The sequence below is a fragment of the Ensifer sp. ENS08 genome (assembly GCF_014852195.1).
Taxonomy (GTDB): Bacteria; Pseudomonadota; Alphaproteobacteria; order Rhizobiales; family Rhizobiaceae; genus Ensifer; species Ensifer adhaerens.
Genome location: NZ_JACVBF010000017.1, coordinates 76,689 through 100,081 on the forward strand (window position 1 = coordinate 76,689; position 23,393 = coordinate 100,081).

General features: G+C 62.5%; 22 protein-coding genes and 1 pseudogene. 20 read left to right on the top strand and 3 right to left on the bottom strand.

The window, feature by feature from the left end; genetic code table 11:
* Positions 1 to 44 precede the first annotated feature (44 nt).
* From IB272_RS27565 to IB272_RS27585, 5 genes and pseudogenes are all read left to right on the top strand, one after another.
* Positions 45 to 1,031, top strand: coding sequence for an ABC transporter permease (locus tag IB272_RS27565; RefSeq protein ID WP_034791577.1), 987 nt, complete (start codon positions 45 to 47; stop codon positions 1,029 to 1,031).
* Positions 1,031 to 2,029, top strand: a complete 999-nt coding sequence (locus IB272_RS27570; protein WP_192445483.1) for an ABC transporter permease — start codon at positions 1,031 to 1,033, stop codon at positions 2,027 to 2,029. Before IB272_RS27565 ends, IB272_RS27570 begins: the two co-directional genes overlap by 1 nt.
* Before the next feature lie 2 nt (positions 2,030 to 2,031).
* A complete protein-coding gene (locus IB272_RS27575; RefSeq protein WP_060521254.1) occupies positions 2,032 to 3,030 on the top strand; it encodes an ABC transporter ATP-binding protein in 999 nt (332 codons plus the stop codon).
* A pseudogene (locus tag IB272_RS27580) lies at positions 3,008 to 3,951 on the top strand (oligopeptide/dipeptide ABC transporter ATP-binding protein). Before IB272_RS27575 ends, IB272_RS27580 begins: the two are co-directional and overlap by 23 nt.
* Before the next feature lie 14 nt (positions 3,952 to 3,965).
* On the top strand, positions 3,966 to 5,027 hold the full coding sequence (locus IB272_RS27585) for an aldo/keto reductase (protein WP_034791585.1): 1,062 nt from the start codon (positions 3,966 to 3,968) through the stop codon (positions 5,025 to 5,027).
* Between the two features lie 88 nt (positions 5,028 to 5,115).
* Here IB272_RS27585 and IB272_RS27590 read toward each other — a convergent pair whose 3' ends face one another.
* Positions 5,116 to 6,069, bottom strand: coding sequence for an amidohydrolase family protein (locus IB272_RS27590; RefSeq protein ID WP_192445484.1), 954 nt, complete (start codon positions 6,067 to 6,069; stop codon positions 5,116 to 5,118).
* Positions 6,066 to 7,166, bottom strand: coding sequence for an LLM class flavin-dependent oxidoreductase (locus tag IB272_RS27595; protein WP_034791588.1), 1,101 nt, complete (start codon positions 7,164 to 7,166; stop codon positions 6,066 to 6,068). The genes IB272_RS27590 and IB272_RS27595 overlap by 4 nt, the downstream gene beginning before the upstream one ends.
* Before the next feature lie 349 nt (positions 7,167 to 7,515).
* On the opposite strand from IB272_RS27595, the gene IB272_RS27600 reads away from it, so the two are divergent.
* The 9 genes from IB272_RS27600 (at position 7,516) to IB272_RS27640 (ending at position 16,666) form a co-directional block, all read left to right on the top strand.
* Positions 7,516 to 9,147, top strand: a complete 1,632-nt coding sequence (locus IB272_RS27600) for an ABC transporter substrate-binding protein (RefSeq protein WP_034791602.1) — start codon at positions 7,516 to 7,518, stop codon at positions 9,145 to 9,147.
* 91 nt (positions 9,148 to 9,238) lie between these two features.
* On the top strand, positions 9,239 to 10,462 hold the full coding sequence (locus tag IB272_RS27605) for an acyl-CoA dehydrogenase family protein (RefSeq protein WP_192445485.1): 1,224 nt from the start codon (positions 9,239 to 9,241) through the stop codon (positions 10,460 to 10,462).
* Positions 10,463 to 10,682: 220 nt separating this feature from the next.
* Positions 10,683 to 11,636, top strand: a complete 954-nt coding sequence (locus IB272_RS27610; RefSeq protein WP_192445503.1) for a sulfonate ABC transporter substrate-binding protein — start codon at positions 10,683 to 10,685, stop codon at positions 11,634 to 11,636.
* Positions 11,636 to 12,472, top strand: a complete 837-nt coding sequence (locus tag IB272_RS27615) for an ABC transporter permease subunit (protein WP_051659223.1) — start codon at positions 11,636 to 11,638, stop codon at positions 12,470 to 12,472. Before IB272_RS27610 ends, IB272_RS27615 begins: the two co-directional genes overlap by 1 nt.
* Complete coding sequence (locus IB272_RS27620) at positions 12,469 to 13,212, top strand: ATP-binding cassette domain-containing protein (protein WP_034791872.1); 744 nt, start codon at positions 12,469 to 12,471, stop codon at positions 13,210 to 13,212. The genes IB272_RS27615 and IB272_RS27620 overlap by 4 nt, the downstream gene beginning before the upstream one ends.
* A 216-nt stretch (positions 13,213 to 13,428) precedes the next feature.
* Positions 13,429 to 13,716 carry a DUF971 domain-containing protein gene (locus tag IB272_RS27625; RefSeq protein WP_034791608.1) on the top strand — a complete coding sequence of 96 codons (288 nt, stop codon included), beginning with the start codon at positions 13,429 to 13,431 and terminating at the stop codon, positions 13,714 to 13,716.
* Between the two features lie 9 nt (positions 13,717 to 13,725).
* On the top strand, positions 13,726 to 15,462 hold the full coding sequence (locus tag IB272_RS27630; protein WP_192445486.1) for a fumarate reductase/succinate dehydrogenase flavoprotein subunit: 1,737 nt from the start codon (positions 13,726 to 13,728) through the stop codon (positions 15,460 to 15,462).
* Positions 15,463 to 15,474: 12 nt separating this feature from the next.
* Entirely contained in the window at positions 15,475 to 15,708 is a 234-nt protein-coding gene (locus IB272_RS27635; RefSeq protein WP_034791614.1) for a ferredoxin family protein, read from the top strand.
* A 1-nt stretch (position 15,709) separates the two neighbouring features.
* The gene (locus IB272_RS27640) at positions 15,710 to 16,666 is read left to right on the top strand and encodes a HEAT repeat domain-containing protein (protein ID WP_192445487.1); all 957 of its coding nucleotides are present in this window, start codon (positions 15,710 to 15,712) and stop codon (positions 16,664 to 16,666) included.
* 19 nt (positions 16,667 to 16,685) lie between these two features.
* Here IB272_RS27640 and IB272_RS27645 read toward each other — a convergent pair whose 3' ends face one another.
* The gene (locus tag IB272_RS27645) at positions 16,686 to 17,426 is read right to left on the bottom strand and encodes a Crp/Fnr family transcriptional regulator (RefSeq protein ID WP_176960362.1); all 741 of its coding nucleotides are present in this window, start codon (positions 17,424 to 17,426) and stop codon (positions 16,686 to 16,688) included.
* Between the two features lie 511 nt (positions 17,427 to 17,937).
* Between IB272_RS27645 and IB272_RS27650 the strand changes: the two genes are divergently transcribed.
* The 6 genes from IB272_RS27650 (at position 17,938) to IB272_RS27675 (ending at position 23,350) form a co-directional block, all read left to right on the top strand.
* Positions 17,938 to 18,525: a thioredoxin family protein gene (locus IB272_RS27650; RefSeq protein WP_034791617.1), complete on the top strand. Its 588-nt coding sequence runs from the start codon at positions 17,938 to 17,940 to the stop codon at positions 18,523 to 18,525.
* A gap of 64 nt (positions 18,526 to 18,589) precedes the next feature.
* Positions 18,590 to 20,218, top strand: coding sequence for an FAD-binding protein (locus IB272_RS27655; RefSeq protein ID WP_192445488.1), 1,629 nt, complete (start codon positions 18,590 to 18,592; stop codon positions 20,216 to 20,218).
* Positions 20,219 to 20,221: 3 nt separating this feature from the next.
* Positions 20,222 to 20,551: a ferredoxin family protein gene (locus IB272_RS27660; RefSeq protein ID WP_034791661.1), complete on the top strand. Its 330-nt coding sequence runs from the start codon at positions 20,222 to 20,224 to the stop codon at positions 20,549 to 20,551.
* Positions 20,552 to 20,564: 13 nt separating this feature from the next.
* Entirely contained in the window at positions 20,565 to 21,401 is an 837-nt protein-coding gene (locus IB272_RS27665; protein WP_060604870.1) for an ABC transporter ATP-binding protein, read from the top strand.
* Positions 21,402 to 21,412: 11 nt separating this feature from the next.
* The gene (locus tag IB272_RS27670; protein ID WP_060521242.1) at positions 21,413 to 22,276 is read left to right on the top strand and encodes an ABC transporter permease; all 864 of its coding nucleotides are present in this window, start codon (positions 21,413 to 21,415) and stop codon (positions 22,274 to 22,276) included.
* 48 nt (positions 22,277 to 22,324) lie between these two features.
* On the top strand, positions 22,325 to 23,350 hold the full coding sequence (locus tag IB272_RS27675) for an aliphatic sulfonate ABC transporter substrate-binding protein (RefSeq protein WP_192445489.1): 1,026 nt from the start codon (positions 22,325 to 22,327) through the stop codon (positions 23,348 to 23,350).
* Positions 23,351 to 23,393: the final 43 nt, after the last annotated feature.

The following is a 23,393-nucleotide window of genomic DNA, read 5'->3' on the forward strand; positions in this document are numbered from 1 at the left end:
GAAGGTTCGCTGTTGGCGGACAGCCAAACGGAGAGGCGACATCGATGCCGGTGCTGATCAGAATTGCGCGAACGCTTCGACGAACGCTTCTGCAGGCAGTTCCAACGATCCTTGGAATTGTGATCCTGAACTTTTTCCTTTTGCAGCTGGCTCCCGGCGACGCGGCCGATGTGCTTGCCGGCGAGGCGGGTTCGGCGACCGAAGAAAGCGTTGCGGCACTGAGAGCCCGCTTCGGCCTGGATAGTCCGGTGCTCGAGCAATTGGCCACCTATCTCGGCAACCTCGCGCAATTCAGCCTTGGATTTTCCCCGCGCTACGGCATGCCGGTCGCCGACCTGATTGCGCAGCGCCTGCCCGGAACATTGACGCTGATGGCGGTGGCACTCGTCATCGCGATCGTCCTCGGTGTCATCCTCGGATCGCTGATGGCGACGTTTGCGGGGCGGATCCCCGATCGGCTTTTGTCGATCTTCTCGCTGCTCTTCTATTCGATCCCGAGTTTCTGGATCGGCCTGATGCTGATCGTGCTCTTCTCGGTCAAGCTCGGCTGGTTGCCGACCGGCGGTGCAGGCACGATCGGGTCCCAGCTGAAAGGGTTCCCGGCGCTCTTCGACAAGGCCCGCTACATGGTGCTCCCGGCAACGTCGCTCGCGCTTTTCTACGTCGCGATCTATGCGCGGCTGACGCGCGCCGCCATGCTCGAAGTCAAAAACCAGGACTTTGTCCGCACCGCCTATGCCAAGGGGCTGACGCCTTATGGCGTCACCGCGAGGCATATCTTGCGAAACGCGCTGATCCCGATCACGACCATGGCCGGCATGCACATCGGCGGCATGCTCGGCGGCGCCGTGGTGGTGGAAACCGTCTACAGCTGGCCGGGCCTTGGCAGGCTCGCTTTCGAGGCGGTCATGGGCCGGGATTTCACCGTGCTCCTCGGCATCCTGCTTCTGTCCTCACTTCTCGTCATCATTGCCAATGCCACGGTGGACCTTGTCCACGCCTGGCTCGACCCTCGAATTGGAGCGCGCTGATGTCCGCCACCGACTTCGGAGCTTTCCCAGCGGTTACGGGCGGCGCCTATGCCGCTCCTGCCACGAGCGAGCAGGCTACCGCGCCGGAGCGCCCGTCCTGGTCCAACGTAAAGGCGCCCGATGCGCGCTCCCAGCAGAGCACTGCGGTCGCCATTACCAATGGGCGAAGGGCCCTCAAGGTCTTTCTGGCCAACCCCAATGCCCTGTTCGGAACGGCCTTCCTTGCGCTTGTGATCGCCGTCGCGCTGCTGGCTCCAGTGCTTTATCCCGACGACCCGCTGTCGATGGTCGGAAAACCGTTCCTGTGGCCGGGCCAGGATCCGGCTTTCCCGCTCGGCACGGACGCGCTCGGCCGCGACGTGCTCGCTGGCATCCTGCATGGCTCGCGCATTTCCCTGTTCGTGGGGCTGATGGCAACAGCGCTCGGTCTCACCTTCGGCGTGATCGTCGGCGCGATCGCCGGTTACTTCGGCGGCTGGATCGACGATCTCCTGGTGCGGCTGATCGAGATCTTCCAGACCTTGCCGAGCTTCGTGCTGCTCGTCGTTCTGGTCGCGATCGTCCAGTCCTCGGCATCAACGGTGACGCTTGCGATCGCCGTCATTTCCTGGCCGACGGTGGCAAGGCTGACCAGGGCCGAGTTTCGTGCGATCCGAGAGAAGGATTTCGTCATGGCCGCCCGCAGTCTCGGCTTTGGCCATGGACGGATCATCTTCCGCGAGATCCTGCCCAACGCGCTGCCACCGATCATCGTGACGTCATCGGTCATGGTCGCCACCGCAATCCTGATGGAATCCGCACTTTCCTTCATGGGTCTCGGCGACCCCAATGTCGTGAGCTGGGGCTCGATGATCGGTACCGGTCGCGAACTGGTCCGGACCGCCTGGTACCTGACGGCCCTTCCGGGCCTCGCCATCGTCTTTACGGTGCTTGCGCTCAATCTCATCGGCGACGGGCTGAACGATGCCCTTAACCCCCGCTTCACTGGGGATCGTTGACGATGGCGCCGCTGCTCCAGGTCGAAGACCTCACCATCGGCTTTCCGCGTGCCGAGCCAGTCAGAAATCTCTCGTTCGAGGTGGGGGCGGGGGAGACGCTGGCGATCGTCGGCGAGTCCGGTTCGGGCAAATCGTTGACCGCGCTCGCGCTGATGCAGTTGCTGCCGCGCGCAGCACGGGTGACCAGCGGCCGCATCGTCTTTGACGACCGCGATCTTCTGGGGCTCGATGCGCGCGAGATGCGGCAGCTGCGTGGGCGCGACATCGCCATGATCTTTCAGGAGCCGATGACGAGCCTCAATCCGGTCATGTCGATCGGCCGGCAGATCGGCGAAGTGCTGAAGGTGCACGAGAAGCTTTCAGGTCGAGCGGCGCGGGAACGCGCGATCGAACTTTTGAAGCTCGTGCGTATTCCTGCCGCCGAAAAGCGGGTCGACGATTATCCGCATCAGCTGTCGGGCGGCATGCGCCAGCGGGTGATGATTGCCATGGCGGTTGCGTGCCGGCCAAAGTTGCTGATCGCCGACGAACCGACGACGGCGCTCGACGTGACGATCCAGGCGCAGGTGCTCGACCTGCTCGACACGCTCAGGCGCGAGCTTCAGATGGCTGTGGTGTTGATCACCCACGACCTCGGCGTCGTCGCGCAATGGGCCGACAAGGTCGTCGTCATGTATGCCGGCCGCAAGGTCGAGCAGGCCTTGCCCGGAGATCTATTCAACGATCCGCTGCATCCCTATACGCGCGGGCTGCTTTCGGCCTCGCCACGGCTAAAGAACGACCTTCACTATCTGAGCGGCCGCTTGACGGAGATCCCCGGGTCGATCGTCTCGGCGGCCGGCGAGGCCGGCTGTCCCTTCAGGCCGCGCTGTCGCCAGGCGCGTGCGAGCTGCGGCCATCAGGTGCCGCCGCTGATTGCTCAGACGCCGGAGAGGCTCGTTGCCTGCCCGTTCACTTCGTCCCTCAAGGCCGTGCCCGATGCCGCTCATCTCAGCCTCTGATCTGAAGACACACTACAAGACGCGCGACGGCCTCTTGCGCTCCGTCGATGGCGTCGATCTCGTGGTCGAGCGCGGTGAAACCGTCGGGCTTGTCGGCGAAAGCGGCTGTGGCAAGTCGACGCTTGGCAAGACGCTTTTGCGCCTGGTCGATCCGACCGAGGGGCGGATCGAATTCAAGGGCGAAGACATCACGAGACTTGACCAGGGTCGGCTCAGGAACGTGCTAAGTCGATCCAGATGATCTTTCAGGATCCCTTCGCGTCGCTCAATCCGCGCCACACGATCGGTGAAATCCTGGAGGCGCCTCTGATCGTGCACAGGGCCGGCAGCCGAGCGCAGCGGCGTGACACCGTTGCCGGCATCATCTCCAAGGTCGGGCTGCCCGCCGATGCCATCAATCGCTATCCGCACGAATTCTCGGGCGGCCAGCGGCAAAGGATCGGCATTGCCCGCGCACTGCTGCTCAACCCGGACCTGATCGTTTGCGACGAGCCCGTATCGGCGCTCGACCTGTCGATCCAGGCGCAGATCCTGAACCTTTTGGTGGAGATGAAGAAGGAGTTCGGTCTTTCCTATCTCTTCATCAGCCATGACCTGTCTGTGGTGCGTTATTTCTGCGACCGGGTTCTGGTCATGTATCTCGGCCGGATCGTGGAAAGCGCCGACAATGAGACGCTCTGGTCGGACCCGCGCCATCCCTACACGCGCGCTTTGATGGCTGCGGTTCCCGATCCCTCGCGGCCGCGGCAGGCGGCTCCCCTTGGCGGCGATCTGCCGAGCCCGAGCGACATTCCGTCGGGCTGTCGGTTCCACACCCGCTGCCCGCTGGCGACGGACCTCTGCCGCGTCACCGAACCCGAATTCCGCGCCATCAAACCGGGCCATCAGGTGGCCTGTCATGTCGCGGACCAGATCAACTGAAATGGAGAACTTGAATGGTTGAGTATCGCTATCTTGGGCGCAGCGCCCTCAAAGTGTCGCCGCTGACGCTCGGATCCATGATGTTCGGCAACCAGACGCCTGACGACGTTGCTTTCCGCATCATCGACAAGGCGCGCGAGCAGGGCATCAACTTCATCGACACGGCCGACGTCTACCACGACGGCAAGTCGGAAGAGGTGGTCGGGCGCGGCATCAAGGCCAACCGCGACCATTGGGTGGTGGCAACGAAGTTCGTCAATTCGCGTGCGAAGGGGCCGAACCTCGGGGGCTATTCGCGCAAATGGGTCTATCAGACTGTCGAAAACTCGCTGCGCAATCTCGGCACGGACTACATCGACATCCTCTACTTTCATCGCGCCGTCTTCGATGCGCCGCTCGAAGAGCCGGTGCGGGCGATCGCCGACCTGATCAAGGCCGGCAAGCTGCGCTATTTCGGGGTCTCAAACTTCCGGGGATGGCGCATTGCGGAAGTCGCCCATCTCGCCGACCAGCTCGGCATCGATCGGCCGATCGCAAGCCAGCCACTCTATAACATCGTCAACCGCACCGCCGAGGCCGAGCAGCTGCCGGCGGCTGCAGCCTATGGACTGGGTGCTGTGTCCTACAGCCCGCTCGCCCGCGGCGTTCTGACGGGCAAGTACAATCCCGGCGAAGCGCCAGCTGCCGATACCCGCGCCGGACGCGGCGACAAGCGCATGCATGACGTGGAGTTTCGCGAAGAATCGGTGGCGATCGCCAAGGAGATTGCCGCACACGCGAAGGCCAAGGGAATTGCTGCCGCCGATTTCGCGCTCGCCTGGGTGCTGAACAACCGGCTGATCACCTCGACCATCGCAGGGCCCCGCACGGAAGAGCATTGGGATGGCTATATCCGCGCGCTGGACGTCAAGCTCGATGCGGAAGACGAGGCGCTGGTTGATCGCCTGGTCGCGCCCGGTCATCCGTCGACACCGGGCTTCACGGATCCGGGCCACCCGCTCGAAGGCCGCGAGCCGCGGTCCGGCGCGGGCGAAGCCGAGATCATCCCGCTCGCCCGCTCGCAGCGCGTCGCTTGAGAGGGTCCTGGCTGGGTACCTCCCGACCAGTGCCATCCTGTTGCAAAGAGCCCCGGATCATCGATCCGGGGCTTCGTTTTGCGCGTGACTATTCCGCAGCTACGGCCTGCTGGTGCCTGAGGCCGAGAAGGCGCCGGGCGTTGCCGCCAGCAACGAGACGTGCCTCCTGATCGCTTAGTCCCGCTTGCTCCAAGCTCTGCCGCAACGCGTCCGCATCGAGCGCAGGAAGAATTGGCCAGTCCGTGCCGGCAAGCACGCGGTCTGCGCCGAAAAAGCCTGTCAGCGTGCGTACGATGTCCGGATCCTGTCCCATTGTTTCGAAGTAGATATTGGGCCGTCGCTCCGCTTCCCTGGCAGAGCGAGCATAGATGCCGGCGCGTGCCGCCTGGACAATTGCGCCCAGACCGAGCGTTGCAAAGACCAGATGCAGGTCTGGCAGTTCCTCGAGTAGCGGAGACTGGATGACCGACAGGAAGGCGACGCCGTTCATCAATCCACGCCCGAGCGAGTTGCCGAGATTGCCGGCGCCGTCGATCAGAACGCCGGCGTCCGGGTGGGCAACGGGATGCACGAAAACCGGAACCCTGTGGCGCGCCGCAACTTCGAGCGTGGGGCGGACGGCGGGATCGGCGATGAACTTGCTGGCGCGTGAACTGTCAATCACCAGTCCTGAAAGACCGAGCTCGACGATTGCCCGCTCGGCTTCGCGGGCCGCTTCGTCGCCGGCAAAGGCATCGACGACGGCAAATCCGGTGAGGGTAGAATGCTCGCGCGAAAGCGTCGCAAGCCAGTCGTTGGCCTCCCGGACGGCTTCAAGCGGTATGCTTGCCTCCAATCCGAAGAGGCTTTCGATCGTCGCCGTGACCACAGCGAGCGACACGCCGCCTTGTTCAAGTTCGTCGACCAGCGCCTGAGGCGTCGTGATCTTTCGATGTATCTCCGGCGAAAATGCGCCAGCGGGCTTATCGTATTTGCCTCCGGGACGCCAGGCTGGCGGCCAGAGATGGGCATGGATGTCGACGATATCGAGCGGAGCGGTCATTCGGCGGCAACCTTTCTCGCTTGGCGTTCAGCAATGCCAGCTTTGACCAGCGGCACGACATCACGCCCATAGGTGACGGTATCTTCTGTCGGGTAGAAGCCACGAACGAGGAAGTTGGAAACGCCCGCGTCGTAATAGTCGAGGATGGCGTCGGCGACCTGTTCGGGTGTCCCGACAAGAGCTGTCGAATTTCCGCCGGCGCCACTCGCTTCTGCGACTTCGGTCCAGAGCCGCTTGTCCAGCACCTTGCCGCGGCTGGCGGCCTGCCGCAGGCGAACAGAACCGACGTTAGATGGCAGCTTCTCGCCGTTGCCGCCGGCCGAGCGCGCGACCTGTGACTTGACCTTCTCGAGGATATCGGCCGCCTTTGCCCAGGCGGCGTCTTCGGTCTCAGCCACGACGGTGCGAAAGGCGAGGGTGAAGCGGATATCGTCTGCCGCGCGACCATTGGCAATCGCCGCTGTGCGTACCTTGCCGATGGTTTCCCGTGCGCCGTCGAGCGGTTCGCCCCAGAGCGCATAGATATCGGCGTGCTTACCGGCAACGGCGATCGCCGCATCGGACGAACCGCCGAAGGAAATCGGGATACGGGGCTTCTGGAACGGCTTTACCTGGCTATAGGCGCCCTTGAACCTGTAGAAGCGCCCCTCGTGATCGAAGGGCTGATCGCTCTCCCAGACTTTCCTCAGCACCTGCAGATACTCGTCGGTGCGGGCATAGCGGGTGTCGTGATCCTCGAAGTCGCCGTCGCGAGCCTGGTCCGTGTCGGATCCGCCGGTGATGATATGCACCCACAAGCGGCCCTCGGAGAACTGATCGAGGGTGGCAAGCTGGCGCGCGCCGAGTGTCGGGGCCATCAGGCCGGGCCGGTGGGCAAGCAGCGCCCCGATCCGGTCGGTCTGGCTGAAGACATAGGCGGCGATCTGGTTGTTGTCGGGCCATTGCGCGAACTGGCCGATCAGCAGACGATCGATGCCGGCGGCCTCCGCGGCCTGCACGTGATTGCGAATATAGGTCTTGTCGATGACCGGACCGGAGGCCGGCACGATGTCGGACCCTTCCCTGTTGGACGTATGGCCGATGAATTCGGGACGCATGGAGAACTCCTTCAGAATGCTGGGCGCGCAGATCGCAATAATCTATTTATCATATGTATTTTGTCGATTGCTTTTTGCCCGCCGATCTTGGGATGGATTGTCGTGCGATGGGCCCTTCGGGAACTTTTCCTCCACCAAGGCGGCTTTTACAGACACTCATCCTGTCTGCGTGCACATCGCCGGTCCGGCAAAGGCTTCGGCCTGAGTAGCTTTTTTCAGAAAAGCCCTGGACTTTAGAATTACACTATCTCGATAAATATAGTAGATTTTATAAAGTCTGGCTAACACCCTGACAGGGGTGCTGGAGAAATCGGCGTTGCCTGTGCTTCGCCTGCTAGGGGATACTCAGATGACAGCAAGACACAACGGGACTTTCAAGCCGACGCGGCGCGCGTTCCTCCTTTCCTCCGTTGCGCTGGCGAGCGCGATTGCCGTTCCAATGCTGCCGGTGCCCTCGCTCGCGGCAGACGAGCCGCCGCGCGGCGGCAGCGTATCGATCAACATCGGCACCGAACCGCCAGTTCTCGTCCTTATCGCCCATAGCGCCGGCGCTGCCTACTACATCAGCGGCAAGGCGACCGAGAGCCTGCTCACCTATGACAAGGACTTCAATCCTCAGCCGCTGCTCGCCACCGAGTGGACGGTCAGCGAAGACGGCCTGCGCTACTGGTTCAAGCTGCGCCAGGGTGTCCGTTGGCACGACGGCAAGGATTTCACGGCCGAAGACGTCGCCTTTTCGATCCTGGCGCTTAAGGAAAACCACCCACGTGGTCGGGCGACCTTTGCCCATGTGAAGGAGGCCAATATTCTCAATTCGCATGAGGTCGAATTGATCCTTGCCAAGCCGGCTCCTTACCTTTTGACCGCCTTTGCAAGCTTCGAGGCGCCAATCGTCCCGAAGCACCTCTATGAAGGCACAAAGATTGCGGAAAACCCGCACAACGTCGCGCCTGTCGGCACCGGCCCCTACAAGTTCGTCGAATGGGTGCGCGGAAGCCATGCGCTTTTCGTGCGCAACGAGGACTATTGGGGTTCGCCCAAGCCCTACCTTGATCAGATCATCTTCCGCTTCATCATCGATCCGGCGGCAGCCGTCGCTGCGATCGAGACCGGCGAGGTGCAGGTCTCGACGGCCAACCTGCCGCTCACCGACATCGACCGGCTGAAGGCCAACCCGAACCTCGTCGTCGATACCGATCCGGCACCCTATTCGCCGAGCATCGCCCGCGCCGAGTTCAATCTCGAAAACAAGTATCTTGCCGACATCAAGGTGCGCCATGCGATCGCGCACGCGGTCGACAAGGACTTCATCGTCAATACCGTCTACCTCGGCTATGCAACGCGGCTCGACGGGCCTGTCAGCCCGGATCTCGCGAAGTTCTACACTCCGGACCTTCCCAAATATGAGTTCGACCCGGCCAAGGCCGAAAAGCTCCTCGACGAGGCAGGTTATGCGCGGGGCGCCGACGGTTTCCGCTTCAAGCTGTTCATCGATCCGACCCAGCCTTCCGGTCCTCCCAAGCAGACCGCGGAATACATCGCCCAGGCCCTTGCCAAAGTGGGCATCAAGGTAGAGCTGCGAACCCAGGACTTTGCGACTTTCGTCAAGCGCGTCTTCACCGATCGCGACTTCGATATCGCCATTGAAGGCATGAGTAACCTCTACGACCCGACCGTCGGTGTTCAGCGGCTCTACTGGTCGAAGAACTTCAAGCCGGGCGTGCCCTTCACCAACGGCTCCAAGTATTCGAACCCGGACGTCGATCGACTGCTCGAAACGGCCGCCGTCGAGATCGATCCGAAGAAGCGCCTGCAGCTCTTCAACGAGTTCCAGAAACTGGTGGTTCAGGATCTGCCGACGCTCGACATCGTCACCCCGGCTGTCATCACCGTCTACGACAAGCGGGTAAAGAACCTGAAGCTCGGCGTCGAGCATCTCTGGAGCAATGGGGCAGGCATCTATCTCGACGGGCAATCGTAAATGATCTCGACGACGTAGTCGTCGAAGGCGCGAGTGCAGCCGGAGCGGACCCTGGCTGCACTCTCTTTTTCTTCAGTGTCGGAGTTGACGTGTGACGATAACCAAGGTGCTGACTGTTTCCCGCCCAACACGCGCGCAGCTTCTCGCGCGCATTCCCGGCTTCGTGGCCGAAGTCGCCAAGGGCGCGTCCGAACGAGACCTGCAGCGTCAACTTCCCTTCGAAGCCTTCAAGCTTTTCCGCGAGCTGGAACTTGGAACCCTGCGCATCCCGGCGGCGCTCGGCGGGCCGGGCGGTTCTGTTGCCGATTACATCGAGATGATCGCGGCGATCGGTGCTGCCGATTCCAACGTCGCCCACGCGCTCCGGTCCCATTTCAACTATGTCGAAAACGTTATCCTCAGCGAGCCTCGTGAGCGGGATGCCGGTGCGGTCGAGCTTATTCTGGGCGGCAAGCTTTTTGGCGGCGCCCATACCGAGCAAGGCACGGCTCGCCCCGGCCAGGTGACGACGACGATCGCCAGAAAGGGCGACACCTACAGGCTCAACGGCCGCAAATGGTATGCCACGGGAACAGCCTTTGCCGACTTCGCTTCGTTCAGCGCGCTGGACGAGGAGGGGCAGGCCGTTGGTGTTCTCCTGCCGGTCGACCGGCAGGGCATTACCATTCTTGACGATTGGGATGGCATGGGGCAGCGCCTGACCGCCAGCGGCGGCGTCATCCTCGACAATGTCGAGGTGTTTCCGCACGAATTGGCCCGGCGCGCCCTCGACAATCTCGTCGGTCGCCACTGCTCGACGCTGCGCCAGTTGCATCTGGCGGCAAGTGCTGCCGGCGCGGTGCGCAACGTCCTTTCGGACGGCCTTGCCTATGTTCGCAGCCAAGCGCGATCTGCCGCCCACAGCAGCGCCGAAACGGCCAATCAGGATCCGTTCGTGCAGCAGGTGATCGGCGAAATCGCCGCCAATTCCTTCGCGATCGACACGGCGGTTGCCGCCGCCGCGGTTGCGCTCGACCGGACGGTTGCCGCCTTGGGCGGTAGCAACGATGCCGAGATCGAGGACGCCTTGATCGAGAGCGCGCTGACGACAGCGCGAGTGCAGCTTGTTCTTGGCCAGCTCGGATTGCGAAGCGCTGAGCGCATGTTCGAGCTCGGCGGTGGCTCGGCGACTTCGCGCGGCAACAACTTCGATCGGCACTGGCGCAACATCCGCACCGTTCTCAACCACAACCCGCTCCTGCATAAGTCGCGTGTGCTGGGCGACTACCTGCTGAACGGCACGACCACGCATCTGAGGGAAGGAAGGGTGTTTTGACTGCACACACCTGTCTGGCAGGGCCTGCGGTCTGGTCGGCTTGCTGACGGTCGCTTCGGCGCTCAACTGAGCCGATGGTTGGAAGCTCTATCGTCGCAAAGTCCCAGGCGTGAGGAGAAAAAACTACGGGCGGCGGTAAGCTTGGAAAGGGCGCTCTAGAATCAAGGTGAAATCTATCGATTATATGTGCTAATATACACCATTCGCACAGGAGAACGTCATTATGATTTCCAGACGCCTTTTCTCGATAGCGCTTGCGGCCCTGTTTACGGTGCCGCTTCTTGAGGTCGCTCCCGCAGCAGCCTCCGACAAAGTGATCCGCATTGGCTACCAGAAATACGGCACGCTTGTGCTGCTCAAGGGAAAGGGTCTTCTGGAGAAGAAGCTGGAGAAGATCGGCTACACGGTCACATGGGCAGAATTCCCGGCGGGCCCGCAACTTCTCGAAGCCTTGAATGTCGGCGCAGTCGATTTCGGTACGACGGGAGAAACGCCGCCGATCTTCGCGCAGGCGGCCGGCGCGCCGCTGGTCTATATCGCCCATGAACCGCCGGCGCCGCGCGGCGAGGCGATCCTCGTGCCGAAGGGTAGCCCCATCCAGAAGGTTTCGGATCTCAAGGGTAAGACCGTCGCCCTTAACAAGGGTTCGAACGTGCACTTCCTCCTGGTGAAGGCGCTGGAGGAGGCTGGTCTCAACTATAGCGACATCAAGACCTCCTTCCTTCCGCCCGCCGACGCCCGCGCTGCCTTTGAACAGGGCGCCGTCGATGCCTGGGTGATCTGGGACCCGTTCCAGGCTGCAGCCGAGCTCGCGATCGAGGCACGCGAACTTCGAAACGGCGAAGGGATCGTACCCAACCACCAGTTCTACCTGGGCGCAAAGCCATTCGTGGACGGCCATCCCGAGGCCGTCGATACGGTGATCGAGGCCGTTGCAGAGATCGACGAATGGGCGAAGGCCAATCCGGCCGCCGCGGCCGCCGAACTTTCGCCTTCCGTTGGCATTCCCGCGGACGTGCTGGCCGTCGCGCTGCAGCGACAACCGTACGGCGTGAAGGCTCTCGATGAGGGCATCGTCAAACAGCAACAGACGATCGCCGATACCTTCTTCGAACTCGGCCTGATCCCGAACAAGATCTCGATCGCGGACGTCGTGCGCAAAGGCGGTGCCTGATGGTGGACGTGTCGGTAGCCGGTATTGCTACCGGCGAAGCCCGCAGGCCCAATCTGAAGAACCTGTGGAGCGGGCTGGCTCCATGGGCTCTTCCGCTTGCGCTTCTCGTCGTTTGGGAAATTGCGGCGCGCACGGGTCTCGTCACCGCCCGCCTCATGCCGGCGCCGACGACGATTGCTGCGGCCTTCTGGCGGTCGTTGCTTGATGGCTCGCTTCTTTTCCATACGCTCGCCTCCACCCGTCGGGCCTTCATAGGCCTTGCGATCGGCGGCGGGCTCGGCTTCGTCGCCGGCGTCGTTACCGGTCTGTGGAAACCGGCCGAAACCCTCCTCGACAGCACCGTCCAGATGGTGCGCAACATCCCGCATCTTGCCTTGATCCCGCTCGTGATCCTCTGGTTCGGTATCGATGAAACCGCCAAGATCTTTCTGGTTTCGATCGGCGTCTTTTTCCCGATCTACATCAACACCTTCTATGGCGTGCGAACCATCGACCCTCAGATCGTTGAAATGGCGTCCGTCTACGGGCTCGACCGCAGGGCGCTGATCCGCCGCATCATTCTTCCCGGCGCGCTGCCCTCCATCCTGGTCGGCCTGCGCTATGCTCTCGGTTTCATGTGGCTGACGCTGATCGTCGCTGAAACGATTTCATCGACGAACGGCATTGGATACATGACGATGAACGCGCGGGAGTTCCTGCAGACGGACGTCGTCCTGCTCGGCATTATCGTCTATGCGCTTCTCGGAAAATTCGCTGATGTTGTGACCCGTTCGATTGAGAAGCGCGTTCTCGTATGGCATCCGGCCTATCAGTTGAAGCAGGGGGGCCGACAATGAGTGCCCTGCAGGCCCATGTGAGGGAAAGCGACGGCGGTCTCCCGATTTCGCTGTCGCGGGTCGAAAAGTCTTTCGGCCAGCTCAACGTCCTCGACAGTTTCAACCTGGAAGTTCCCGCGGGCCAGTTTCTTGCCGTCGTCGGAAGGTCGGGTGGCGGCAAATCAACCTTGTTGCGGCTGATCGCCGGTCTTGATGCGGCAACAGCGGGCCGCGTCAGTATCGCCGGACAAAAGGTTGACCGCACCCTTGCGTCCGTGCGCCTGCTTTTCCAGGAGGCGCGCCTTGTTCCCTGGCAGCGGGTCATCGAAAACGTCGGCATCGCCCGCGGCCAGAACTGGCAAGAAACTGCCCGTCGAGCGCTCGCGGACGTGGGGTTGGGGGGACGTGAAAACGATTGGCCGAGTGTACTTTCCGGCGGCCAGCGTCAGCGCGTGGCTCTCGCCCGCGCCCTCGTCAGTGCGCCGCAGATCCTGTTGCTCGACGAACCTTTCGGCGCGCTCGATGCGCTGACGCGCATTGAAATGCATCGCCTGCTCGAGGGGATCTGGACGGGTCGAGGTTTTACCACCGTGCTGATCACCCACGACGTCGCAGAGGCGGTGGCGCTTGCCGACCGTGTGGTGGTGCTGCGGGAAGGGGCAATCGCGCTCGATATCGACATCGATCTCGAGCGTCCGCGGCGGGAGCTGGCTGACCCCCGTGCGGTCGATTTGCAGCGTCAGATACTTGAGGCCGTGTAGCGTTCGATTTGACTGCCGGCGAGCGTTGGGGTTTGCGGCCACGATCGTGGGCGCCGGGTGCGGACGTGCGCTTCGTCGCCCGGCCTTACGGGCGTTGGCGCGCGTTCGTGGGACCTCGTTCGGCTGCGACAGTGTCCCTATCGAAATGCCAAGGCAATTTATTGCGTGTGCCGGGGCCCCACCTTCCTAAAATGGTCGAACCATCAAGGAGCGCCCATGATCGCTATCAGTCTCAAGGTCAATGCTGCACGCAGCAGTCTCGCTGTCACGTGGGACGATGGGGCGGTTTCTCATATTCCGGCGACCGTGCTGCGGGCGCGCAGCCGCGCTGCCAGCCAGGTGCGCGCGGATATCGAAGGGCGCGCTGGTTCCTATGATGCCGTCACCCTCAGCGGTGCAGAGCCAATCGGCACCTACGCGATCCGGCTGGTTTTTTCCGACGGCCATGATCGCGGCATCTACCCCTGGCCCTACCTGCGCGCGATCGCCGACTCTACGTTTTGAGGAAGAAGCATGGACGATTTTATTGACGGCCTGTCGGAAGTTGCCTGCGATGTCCTGGTGATCGGCGGCGGAACCGCCGGTCCGATGGCGGCCTTGAAGGCGAAGCAGAAGAACCCTGCGCTGAACGTCGTGTTGCTGGAAAAAGCCAACATGAAACGATCCGGCGCAATCTCGATGGGCATGGACGGGCTGAACAACGCCGTCGTGCCGGGCTATGCGACACCGGAGCAGTACACGAAGGAAATCACGATCGCCAACGATGGCATCGTCGATCAGGCGCCGGTCTTCAACTACGCATCACGCTGCTACGACATCATCCAGGAACTGGATCGCTTCGGCATCCGCTTCCAGAGGAATGCCAACGGCGACTACGACCTGAAGAAGGTCCATCACCTCGGCACTTATGTGTTGCCGATGCCGAATGGCGAAACGGTCAAGAAGGCGCTCTATCGCCAGCTGAAACGCGAGCGCATCCTGATTTCCAACCGCTTCATGGCCACCCGGTTGCTGACGGCGAAGGATGATCGCATCGCCGGTGCCGTCGCCGTCAACACCCGCACGGCGGAATTTCTCGTGCTTCGGGCCAAGGCGGTGATCCTGTGCATGGGAGCGGCCGGTAGGCTCGGCCTGCCGCATTCGGGCTATCTGTTCGGCACCTACGAGAATCCCACGAACTCCGGGGATGGCTATGCCATGGCCTATCATGCCGGGGCGGCGCTCGCGAACCTCGAATGCTACCAGATCAATCCGCTGATCAAGGACTATAACGGTCCCGCCTGCGCTTACGTCGCCGGTCCGTTCGGCGCCTACACCGCCAACAGCGAGGGCAAGCGGTTCATCGAAAGTGACTATTGGTCCGGGCAGATGATGCAGGAGTTTTACAATGAGCTGCAATCGGGAAAAGGCCCTGTCTTCCTGAAGCTCAACCATCTCCATCCCGACACGGTCGGTGAGATCGAAGACATCCTGCATCGGGTCGAGCGCCCCTCCCGTGGGCGGTTTCATGCGGCGCGGGGCACCGACTATCGCGACAAGATGATCGAGATGCACATTTCCGAGATCGGTTTCTGCTCCGGCCACAGCGCATCAGGCGTCTTCGTCGACGAATATGCGCGCACGACCGTGCCTGGCCTTTATGCTGCCGGCGACATGGCAAGCGTGCCGCACAACTACATGCTCGGAGCCTTCACAAACGGGGCGGTGGCTGGAGAGCATGCGGCAGAGGTGGCATTGGAAGCCGACCTTCCGGACTACGATCCCGACTTCGTGCGGCTCGAGCGCGAGCGCGTTCTGGCGCCGACGCGTCGTGACGACGGAATTCCCCCCAACCAGCTCGAATACAAGGTGCGGCGCCTCGTCAACGACTACCTGCAGCCGCCCAAGGTGACGGCTCGGATGCAGATCGGCCAGCAACGATTGGCCGAGGCCAGGGACGACCTTGAGACAGCCCTCGTCGCGCGCAACGCGCATGAGCTGATGCGGTCATTGGAGGTGTCGTCCATCCTCGATTGCGCGGACATGGCCGCCCATGCATCGCTCTATCGGACAGAAAGCCGCTGGGGCCTTTATCACAACCGGATCGATTATCCCGAAAAGGACGACGAGAACTGGTTCTGCCACACGCTGCTTCGCAAGGTGAATGGCCGCATGAGCTCCGAGAAGCGCGCCATTGAGCCCTACATCGTTCCTATCGAGACCGAAGAGCGGACGGCCTACGAGCGTCTGCGCGTTTCGAACCAAGCCTGATCGAGGAGAGCCATGCCGCTTGCACTTTCCCCCACCACAGTTCCCGTCGTCGTCGACGAAGCGAAATGCATCGCCGACAAGGGCTGCACCGTCTGCGTCGAGGTTTGCCCGCTCGATGTGTTGCGTATCAGCGACCTCACCGGCAAGGCCTACATGAAGTTCGACGAATGCTGGTATTGCATGCCGTGTGAGACGGATTGCCCGACGGGCGCCGTTACCGTCAACATCCCCTACCTGTTGCGCTGACATGGCGACGTTCGATCCATTCGAGGATTTCGGCAATGCCGATGAAATTGTCGGCCGTCTCGCTGATGCGGATCCCGCCGTTCGCCGCCTCGCCGTCATCGATCTTGCCGAGACGGCGATGCCGGACAGTCTCCTGCATCTGCTGGCGATGGTTGGAGACAACGATGCGACCGTGCGCCTTCAGGTGGCGATGGCACTCGGCGATTTCGACACGATCGATGCCGCCAGCGGGCTGGCGAAACTCCTGATTGATCTGGATAGATCGGTGGGTTCTGCTGCGGCGGACAGGCTTGCCGAGTTGAAGGATCCGTCTGCGGTTCCCGCGCTCCTTTCGTTGCCTACACATCCGGACCCTTTTGTGCGCGCGTCCGGTTTTCGCGGAATGAAGGGACTGCGCTCACGCGCAGCGCTTGGTCCCGCACTTAAAGCAATGTCGGACGAAAGCGCTCAGGTGCGGGCCGAGGCGCTGGGAGTGATCGCCTATCTCAAGCTCGAAGAAACGCTGCCATCATTGATCGCAGCCACGCGCGACGCCGACGCTTCTGTCCGTGCGGAGGCGGTCAACGCCTTGTCGTTCACAAAACAGGTCGCAGCGGCCACCGCAGTTGCTGCGGCGCTACGGGACGATGTCTGGCAGGTGAGGGCGGTCGCGGCGCAATCGCTCGGGAGGATCGGCCAGGCATTTGCCGTCGGCGGTCTCGTTGCGGGATTGGCGGACGACTACTGGCAGGTCCGCCAGAAGTGTCTTAGCGCGCTCGGGAGCCTGAAGGCGCAATCGGCCGTGGCCGATATAGCGGCGCAGCTTGCGAGCGACCTGCCGTCGCTCCGCAAGGAGGCCGCGGCAGCGCTCGGCGAGATTGCCGATCCATCGGCGCGCGAGCCGCTGGTGGCCCATGCCTCCGACACGGATCCGGATGTGCGAAAAACGGTGCGCTGGGCGCTGACCCGGATTGCTTGATTGCGATCGAAGCGCAATCTCACGCGCCGCGCTTCGACACCATCTCCATCAAGGCATGCGGGCGCTCGATGCGAATGTGGCGCGGCGACACGGATAGAAGTCCGTCCTTCTGGAACCGCTTCATCATCATCGTCACCCATTGGCGGGTCGAACCGACCATGGCTGCGATCTGGTCATGGGTGACCTTCGCGTTGATGATGATGGCTCGCCCGTCCCGCACCCCGTGCAGATCGCCGAGATTGATCAGGAACTGGGCAAGGCGTTCGATGACGGAGCGGGTGCCCAGCATCTGCGCCATAGCCGAATAGCACCGTCCCTTGGCGGCCAGCCCCTGCAGGAGACAGAGCGCGAAATTTGGCATCTCGACGACCAGCTTCTTCAGCGCTGGCGCGGGAAGGAAGAGGATACGACAGTCGCTAAGAGCTTCTCCCGACCAGATGTGCACCCCGCCGCCCGTCATTTCCGGGCCGCCGATAAAATGGCCCTTCGTCCAGTAGGCCAATGTGATCTCGCGCCCCGACGGTGCGGTGTAAAAGACCCTGACGTCGCCGGCTTCGATGATGAAGATACCGCCGTGCCCGTCGCCCTGGTTGAAGATTGCTTCACCCGTTCGAAACGAAAGCTGGCGGCCCTGCGCTCTCAGCCTCGTCCATTCGTCGGGGGCGAGGGCATCGAGAAAATGCGCTCCTTCGTCGAGCCCGCCGATACCTTCACTCAAGAAAAGGGCCTGATCGCCGGGAAGAATGGCCGGGGCCGGCAGATCAACCGAGGGGGCGTGTTTCGGGCGTGCATCCTGATTGGCGGTCACGCGGACGTCGAGGCTCACATCGCTCTCCTTCCACAGCGTAGATCGCCCTTAAATTATAGAAAATCTACCAATTAAGAAGAAAAATAATCGCGGTTTCGGAACTGGACGTGGAAGATTTTCGTCGAATAGATGTTTGAAGCGCCAGAGTCAGGAGGCCTTCCTGGGGCGCCGCACGCTCCCCCCTGTGAAAGTCGCCACGCGTCTGCTCGTTTTGCGAGATGAGCCTGGCCGGGGGCGTGGTTCGCGCCTGGAGCGATTGTTGTCCGCTCATGCGCCGTAGAACTTCGCGAGATCGACCGACGCGCGCGCTGCCAAAAGACCGCCGCTCCGAAACGAGAATCCGAGCCTTGTGTCCTTGCACAGCAAGATTATCTCCGCGGCCTGCAATCCGGAGAAAATTGATATCTATAAAATCTATGTGTTTTATGAGGTAATATTTCTGTTGGCTTGCCAGGAGGATACCATGCCCAAAACCGAATCCAATCCCATTACACTTGGAACCCGCGCGGCGGACTTCACGTTGCCCGATGCCGATGGCAACCTGTTCACGTTGGCCGAGTTCAAGGACAGCCCGGCGCTGCTCGTCGCCTTCATCTCCAACCGCTGCCCCTTCGTGGTGTTGATCCGCGAGGAACTGGCGAAATTTGCGCGCGACTATGCCACGCAGGGGCTTGCCGTCGTCGCGATCAACAGCAACGACGCCAAGACGCATCCGGAAGAAACGCTGGAGCGGATTGGTGTAGAGGCAAAGACTCACGGCTATGGCTTCCCCTATCTGAAGGACGCGTCGCAAAGTGTCGCCAAGGCCTTTGGTGCGGCCTGCACTCCGGACTTCTTTCTCTATGACCGAGATCGCAAGCTTGCCTATCACGGCCAGTTCGACGAAGCCCGGCCCGGCAACGGCAAGGATGTGACGGGCGCGGATCTGCGCGCTGCGGTCGACGCGGTCCTGAAGGGCGAAGCTGTCGGCGCCGGCCAGGTGCCCTCGATCGGCTGCAACATCAAGTGGTCGGCTGGCAACGAACCGTCCTGGTTCTCCACCGCAGCCTGATCCGCAATCGTGAAACGGCCGGCCGTACAGCCGGCCAACGCTTCCTTTTCTACACCGGGACATCATGGCATCGCGTCGCAAGGAACAGCCCACCGAAGACGGGCGCCACATCGAAACGGACGTGCTGGTTGTCGGTGGGGGCCCCGCCGCCGCCTGGGCGGCGCTTTCCGCTGCCGAGACCGGCGCGCGCGTCGTCTTGGCTGACAAGGGTTATCACGGCACGAGCGGTGCCACGGCTCCGTCCAACACGGGAACGTGGTGTGTGCCGCCGGGAGAAGGGCGCGCAGCCTCGGTCGAGCAACGTTTCAAGCGCACTGCCGGCCTTGCCGATCGTCGCTGGATGTTGCGCGCGGCTGACCGCGCCTACGAAAACCTCCTGAAGCTCGTCGAATGGGGCTATCCCTTTCCGAGCGAAGAGGATGGCAACCTCTATATCGCCAACCTGCGCGGTCCTGACTACATGCGCTTCATGCGCCAGCGTGTGCAAAAGGCCGGTGTCACGATCCTTGACCACCATCCTATCCTGGAACTGCTTGGCGACGATCATCATGTCGGCGGGGCAGCGGGGCTTTCTCGCCGCAATGGCGCAAGCTTCTCCGCATCGGCCGGTGCCGTCGTGCTTGCCACCGGCGGCTGCGCCTTCTTCGAACGCATCCTCGGTGGCACGGGGCTCACCGGTGATGGCTATCTCTTCGCCGCAGAGGCCGGCGCGTCCCTTTCCGGCATGGAATTCACCGGCAAATACACGCTCGCCCCGAACGGTTCCTCGCTGAACAAGGGTTTGCCTTTTCGCTGGGCGACCTTCTACCGAGAGAACGGCGAGGTGCTGCGCGACGCCCGCGGTGAGCCGGTGACGAACGGTATCGGCGGCGGCGAGCGGCAAGTGGCCGAGGCCCTGCTGTCCGGCCCGGTCTATGCCCGGCTCGATCTTGCCGAACCCGCGATGCAGGACTGGCTGCGTCGTGGCCAGCCGAACTGTTTTCAGCCTTACGACCGGATGGGGATCAATCCCTTCGAGCACCTGTTCCGGGTCGACCTCAAATACGAGGGCACCGTGCGCGGCACCGGCGGTATCCGCATCGTCTCGTCCGACTGTGGCACCGGCATTACCGGGCTTTACGCCGCCGGCGACGCGGCGAGCCGCGAAAACGTGACGGGTGGGGTTTCCGGTGGCGGCGCCATCAATGCCTCCTGGGCGATTGCCAGCGGCTGGTGGGCCGGTCACGGCGCCGCCCGGCATGCGAGCAGCAGAAAGTCCCGTGATGCCGCGCGCTTGCGGCCGCTCGGCGCGACGGGTTTGCGCGGCGCCGGCGAACGTGAAGACGTCAATCTCGCGGCCGCCGCCCGCGCGGTGCACGAGGAGATCGTGCCGCTCGACAGGAGTTATTGGCGCAAGGCCAGCGCCCTGGAGACAAGTCACCGCATTCTGGAAGGCGTGTGGGCCGGCCTCAACCAGGCAAAGCCCGCGGTCGGCATCGACCGACTTCGCGCACGAGAGGTGGCGTCGGTTACGGCGAGCGCCCGCTGGACGGTCGCGGCTGCGCTCTTGCGCACGGAAAGCCGGGGCGTGCACCGCCGGAGTGACTTTCCGACCGAGGACGACGGGCAGGCGAGCCGCATCGTCGTCTCCGGGCTCGATCAGGTGAGCGCCGTGCGTGAAGACCTCGCTTTCGAGACGGTTCGGGAGGGCTGAGCGATGATCGAGGTTATCTCCGTCGACCGCTGCATCCGCTGCGATATCTGCGAACGGATCTGTCCCGCCTTCGTCTTCGATCGCGACGAAACGGGTCTGCCGATCATTGCCCGGCAAGACGACTGCCAAACCTGTTTTCTCTGCGAAATCTATTGTCCGACGGATGCGCTCTATGTCGCCGAGGCGGCGCACGGACCAACAGGCATCGCGGAGGCCGAGGTGCTGGAACGCGACCTTTTTGGCGCCTACGCCCGCTCGCTCGGGTGGAACCGCGGCCGCGCCGGCGGCGCGCAAGATGATCCGACCCGTCACATCCGCGTGGCGCAGGTTTGAAGGGAGTTCGACCATGGAACGCATAGCTGTCAGCGCGCTGCGCAAGACCTTTACGCTCAAACAGGGCCAGACCGTAACGGTGGACGGCGTCGCCTCCAGCCGCATTGCAGTGCTGGATGGCGTCGACCTGACCATCAAACGCGGCGAATTCATCACGCTGGTCGGGCCGTCCGGCAGCGGCAAGTCGGTGCTGCTCGATGTCATTGCCGGATTGACCGAAGCGACCTCGGGCGTCGCCCGCATCGACGGCATCGAGGTCTCCAAACCGCATGCCCGCACCGCCTATGTCTTCCAGCAATATGCGCTTTTTCCCTGGCGAACAGCGCTGCAGAACATCGAATATGCCCTGGAGGTGCGTGGTGTGCCGGCGGCGGAGCGTCGCGAGAAGGCACGTCATTTCCTGCATCTCTTCGGCCTCAAGGGCTTCGAAGACCGCTTCCCCTCGCAGCTTTCCGGCGGCATGCAGCAGCGCGTGGCAATCGCCCGGGCGCTCTCCACCGATCCGCAGGTGCTGCTGATGGACGAGCCCTTCGCGGCGCTTGACGCCCAGACGCGCGACATCCTGCAAAGCGAACTGTTGCGCATTTGGGAACAGATCAAGACGACCGTCGTCTTTGTCACCCATTCGATCGACGAGGCGATCTACCTCGCCGACCGCGTGGTCGTGATGACCGCGCGCCCGGCGAGCGTCAAGGAAATCGTCGAGATTGACCTGCCGCGCCCGCGCGACCTCGATATCCGCAACAGCGCGGCCTTCAATGCCTATCGGGGCCGCGTCTGGGAAAGCTTGCGTGACGAGGTCGTCAAGGCCCAGCGCGATTGGGCGCTCGCATCCAACTACACCAACTAAGGGAGGATCCGATGAGTCTGATCGCCGACCGCAACCTGCCGCTCCGCCGGACATTATCATCGCGCCGAAAGCGTGCCGCGGAGAAACCGCCGACGGTTCTCGGTGAAGCCTTCTCAACCATTACGCTGGGCCTGCCGGCGCTCGTCGCTTTCGCTCTTCTCTGGGAGATCGCGCCACGCGCCGGCTGGATCAACGCGCTGTTCTTCCCGCCACTCAGCCAGGTGCTCTCGGTCCTGTGGGAGATGATCGCCTCGGGTCAGCTTGCCGACCACATCGGCATCAGCCTGCAGCGCGCCGCGATCGGCTTTTCGCTTGCCGTTGTTGTCGCCGTACCGCTTGGTCTTTTGATGGGGCGCTATCCGCTCTTCGAAAAGGCCTCGGACTTTCTCGTCCAGACCCTGCGCAATACCTCGCAGTTCGCGCTGCTGCCGGTCTTCATCCTTTTGCTCGGCATCGGCGAGGCGTCAAAGATCGCCATCACATTCTACGCGGCCGTCTTCTTCCTGCTGATCAACACCATCGTCGGCGTAAAGTCGGTCGATCCACTGCTGGTGAAGGCAGCGCGTTCCATGGGAACGTCCGACTGGGATCTCTTCAAGAAGGTCATTCTGCCCTCGGCCGTTCCCTCGATTGTCGCGGGCGCTCGGCTTGGTGTGAAGACCTCGCTCTTTTCGGTCATCGCCGCGGAGATGCTCGCGGCCCAATCCGGCATCGGCTACCTCATCCAGAATTCGTCGCTGATGCTGGAAACAGACCGGATGTATGCCGGCATCCTGACGCTGACGATCATCGGCCTCCTCCTGAACTACTTGCTCGTCGCTGGGGAACGACGCGCCACCCGCTGGCGCGGCGACGGCGAAAGCGGCCCGAACTGAGCCCCAGCCTCTCTTCCAACGAACACGCGATTTCGAAAGGATCCATCCATGACATCGAATTCACTCCGCCGCACATTGTTGAAGCTCACCTTGGCGCTATCGTTCCTGCCGGTGGCGGGTGCCGCGCCGGCCTTTGCCGACGACGCGAAGCCTGAGGTCATCCGCATTGGCTCGACCGCGCCGGGCCACCTGAAATTCATCCTTTATCGCAACAAGAAACTGCTGGAAGACGAGTTCGCCAAGGACGGCATCAAGATCGAGCTGACGACATTCGATGGCGGTTCCGCTGCCACGGTTGCGCTCGGTTCGGGAGCGATCGACTTCACCTATATCGGCAACAACCCGTCGCTTCGTCTGGCGGCGACCGGGGCCGACGTGAAGCTCATCGGCCTTTCGAGCTGGAACCGTTCGAACGAGACGCAGATCGTCGTCAAGCCGGAGTCTGCGATCCAGAAGATTGAGGACCTGAAGGGCAAGAAGGTCGCCTATCTCTCAGGCACGGTGCGTCACTCGACCTTCGCCAAGGCACTGAAAGCCGCAGGTCTTTCCCTCGCGGATGTGGAAAGCCTGAACCTCGGTATCGAAAGTTCCGGCCCGGCGCTGGCCCGTGGTGACGTCGATGCCATCGTGGAAAGCACCGGCCCGGTGCAGACGCTTGTTGAAAAGGGCGGAGCGCGGGTGATCTTCGACGCCGGCGTGTCGGGCAGCCCCGATTGGGCGGTTCCACATCTCCTCAGCGTCAACGGTGAATTCGCCCGCAAGTATCCTGAAATCGTGACACGTCTGCTGGCTGTCGATATCGCGACTGCCCGCTGGGCCGACGCCAACCCGGAGGAGACGACTACGATCTTTGTCAAGGAGACAGGCAGCAGTGACAAGGCAGTCCGCGCCACCTACCCGGATGGAAAGTTCTTCCAGGACCCGGAAATCACGGATGCGGCAGTGAAAGCGCTTCAGGGGGAGGAGGCCTTCATGGCCGAAGCCGGGCTGCTGAAGGGCAAAGTCAACTATGAGAGCTGGATTGACCGCTCCTTCTACGACGCAGCTCTAAAAAGAGTTGCTGCCAGCAACTGATCCTGTAGGTTCGGGCGGCGGCGCACCTGCGTCTCCGCCCTCT

Bases quoted from the DNA above. Each gene is read 5' to 3' on its own strand.
- IB272_RS27565 (WP_034791577.1), top strand. From the start codon at position 45: ATGCCGGTGCTGATCAGAATTGCGCGAACGCTTCGACGAACGCTTCTG.
- IB272_RS27570 (WP_192445483.1), top strand. From the start codon at position 1,031: ATGTCCGCCACCGACTTCGGAGCTTTCCCAGCGGTTACGGGCGGCGCC.
- IB272_RS27575 (WP_060521254.1), top strand. From the start codon at position 2,032: ATGGCGCCGCTGCTCCAGGTCGAAGACCTCACCATCGGCTTTCCGCGT.
- IB272_RS27585 (WP_034791585.1), top strand. From the start codon at position 3,966: ATGGTTGAGTATCGCTATCTTGGGCGCAGCGCCCTCAAAGTGTCGCCG.
- IB272_RS27590 (WP_192445484.1), bottom strand. From the start codon at position 6,069: ATGACCGCTCCGCTCGATATCGTCGACATCCATGCCCATCTCTGGCCG.
- IB272_RS27595 (WP_034791588.1), bottom strand. From the start codon at position 7,166: ATGCGTCCCGAATTCATCGGCCATACGTCCAACAGGGAAGGGTCCGAC.
- IB272_RS27600 (WP_034791602.1), top strand. From the start codon at position 7,516: ATGACAGCAAGACACAACGGGACTTTCAAGCCGACGCGGCGCGCGTTC.
- IB272_RS27615 (WP_051659223.1), top strand. From the start codon at position 11,636: ATGGTGGACGTGTCGGTAGCCGGTATTGCTACCGGCGAAGCCCGCAGG.
- IB272_RS27620 (WP_034791872.1), top strand. From the start codon at position 12,469: ATGAGTGCCCTGCAGGCCCATGTGAGGGAAAGCGACGGCGGTCTCCCG.
- IB272_RS27625 (WP_034791608.1), top strand. From the start codon at position 13,429: ATGATCGCTATCAGTCTCAAGGTCAATGCTGCACGCAGCAGTCTCGCT.
- IB272_RS27630 (WP_192445486.1), top strand. From the start codon at position 13,726: ATGGACGATTTTATTGACGGCCTGTCGGAAGTTGCCTGCGATGTCCTG.
- IB272_RS27635 (WP_034791614.1), top strand. From the start codon at position 15,475: ATGCCGCTTGCACTTTCCCCCACCACAGTTCCCGTCGTCGTCGACGAA.
- IB272_RS27640 (WP_192445487.1), top strand. From the start codon at position 15,710: ATGGCGACGTTCGATCCATTCGAGGATTTCGGCAATGCCGATGAAATT.
- IB272_RS27650 (WP_034791617.1), top strand. From the start codon at position 17,938: ATGCCCAAAACCGAATCCAATCCCATTACACTTGGAACCCGCGCGGCG.
- IB272_RS27655 (WP_192445488.1), top strand. From the start codon at position 18,590: ATGGCATCGCGTCGCAAGGAACAGCCCACCGAAGACGGGCGCCACATC.
- IB272_RS27660 (WP_034791661.1), top strand. From the start codon at position 20,222: ATGATCGAGGTTATCTCCGTCGACCGCTGCATCCGCTGCGATATCTGC.
- IB272_RS27665 (WP_060604870.1), top strand. From the start codon at position 20,565: ATGGAACGCATAGCTGTCAGCGCGCTGCGCAAGACCTTTACGCTCAAA.
- IB272_RS27670 (WP_060521242.1), top strand. From the start codon at position 21,413: ATGAGTCTGATCGCCGACCGCAACCTGCCGCTCCGCCGGACATTATCA.
- IB272_RS27675 (WP_192445489.1), top strand. From the start codon at position 22,325: ATGACATCGAATTCACTCCGCCGCACATTGTTGAAGCTCACCTTGGCG.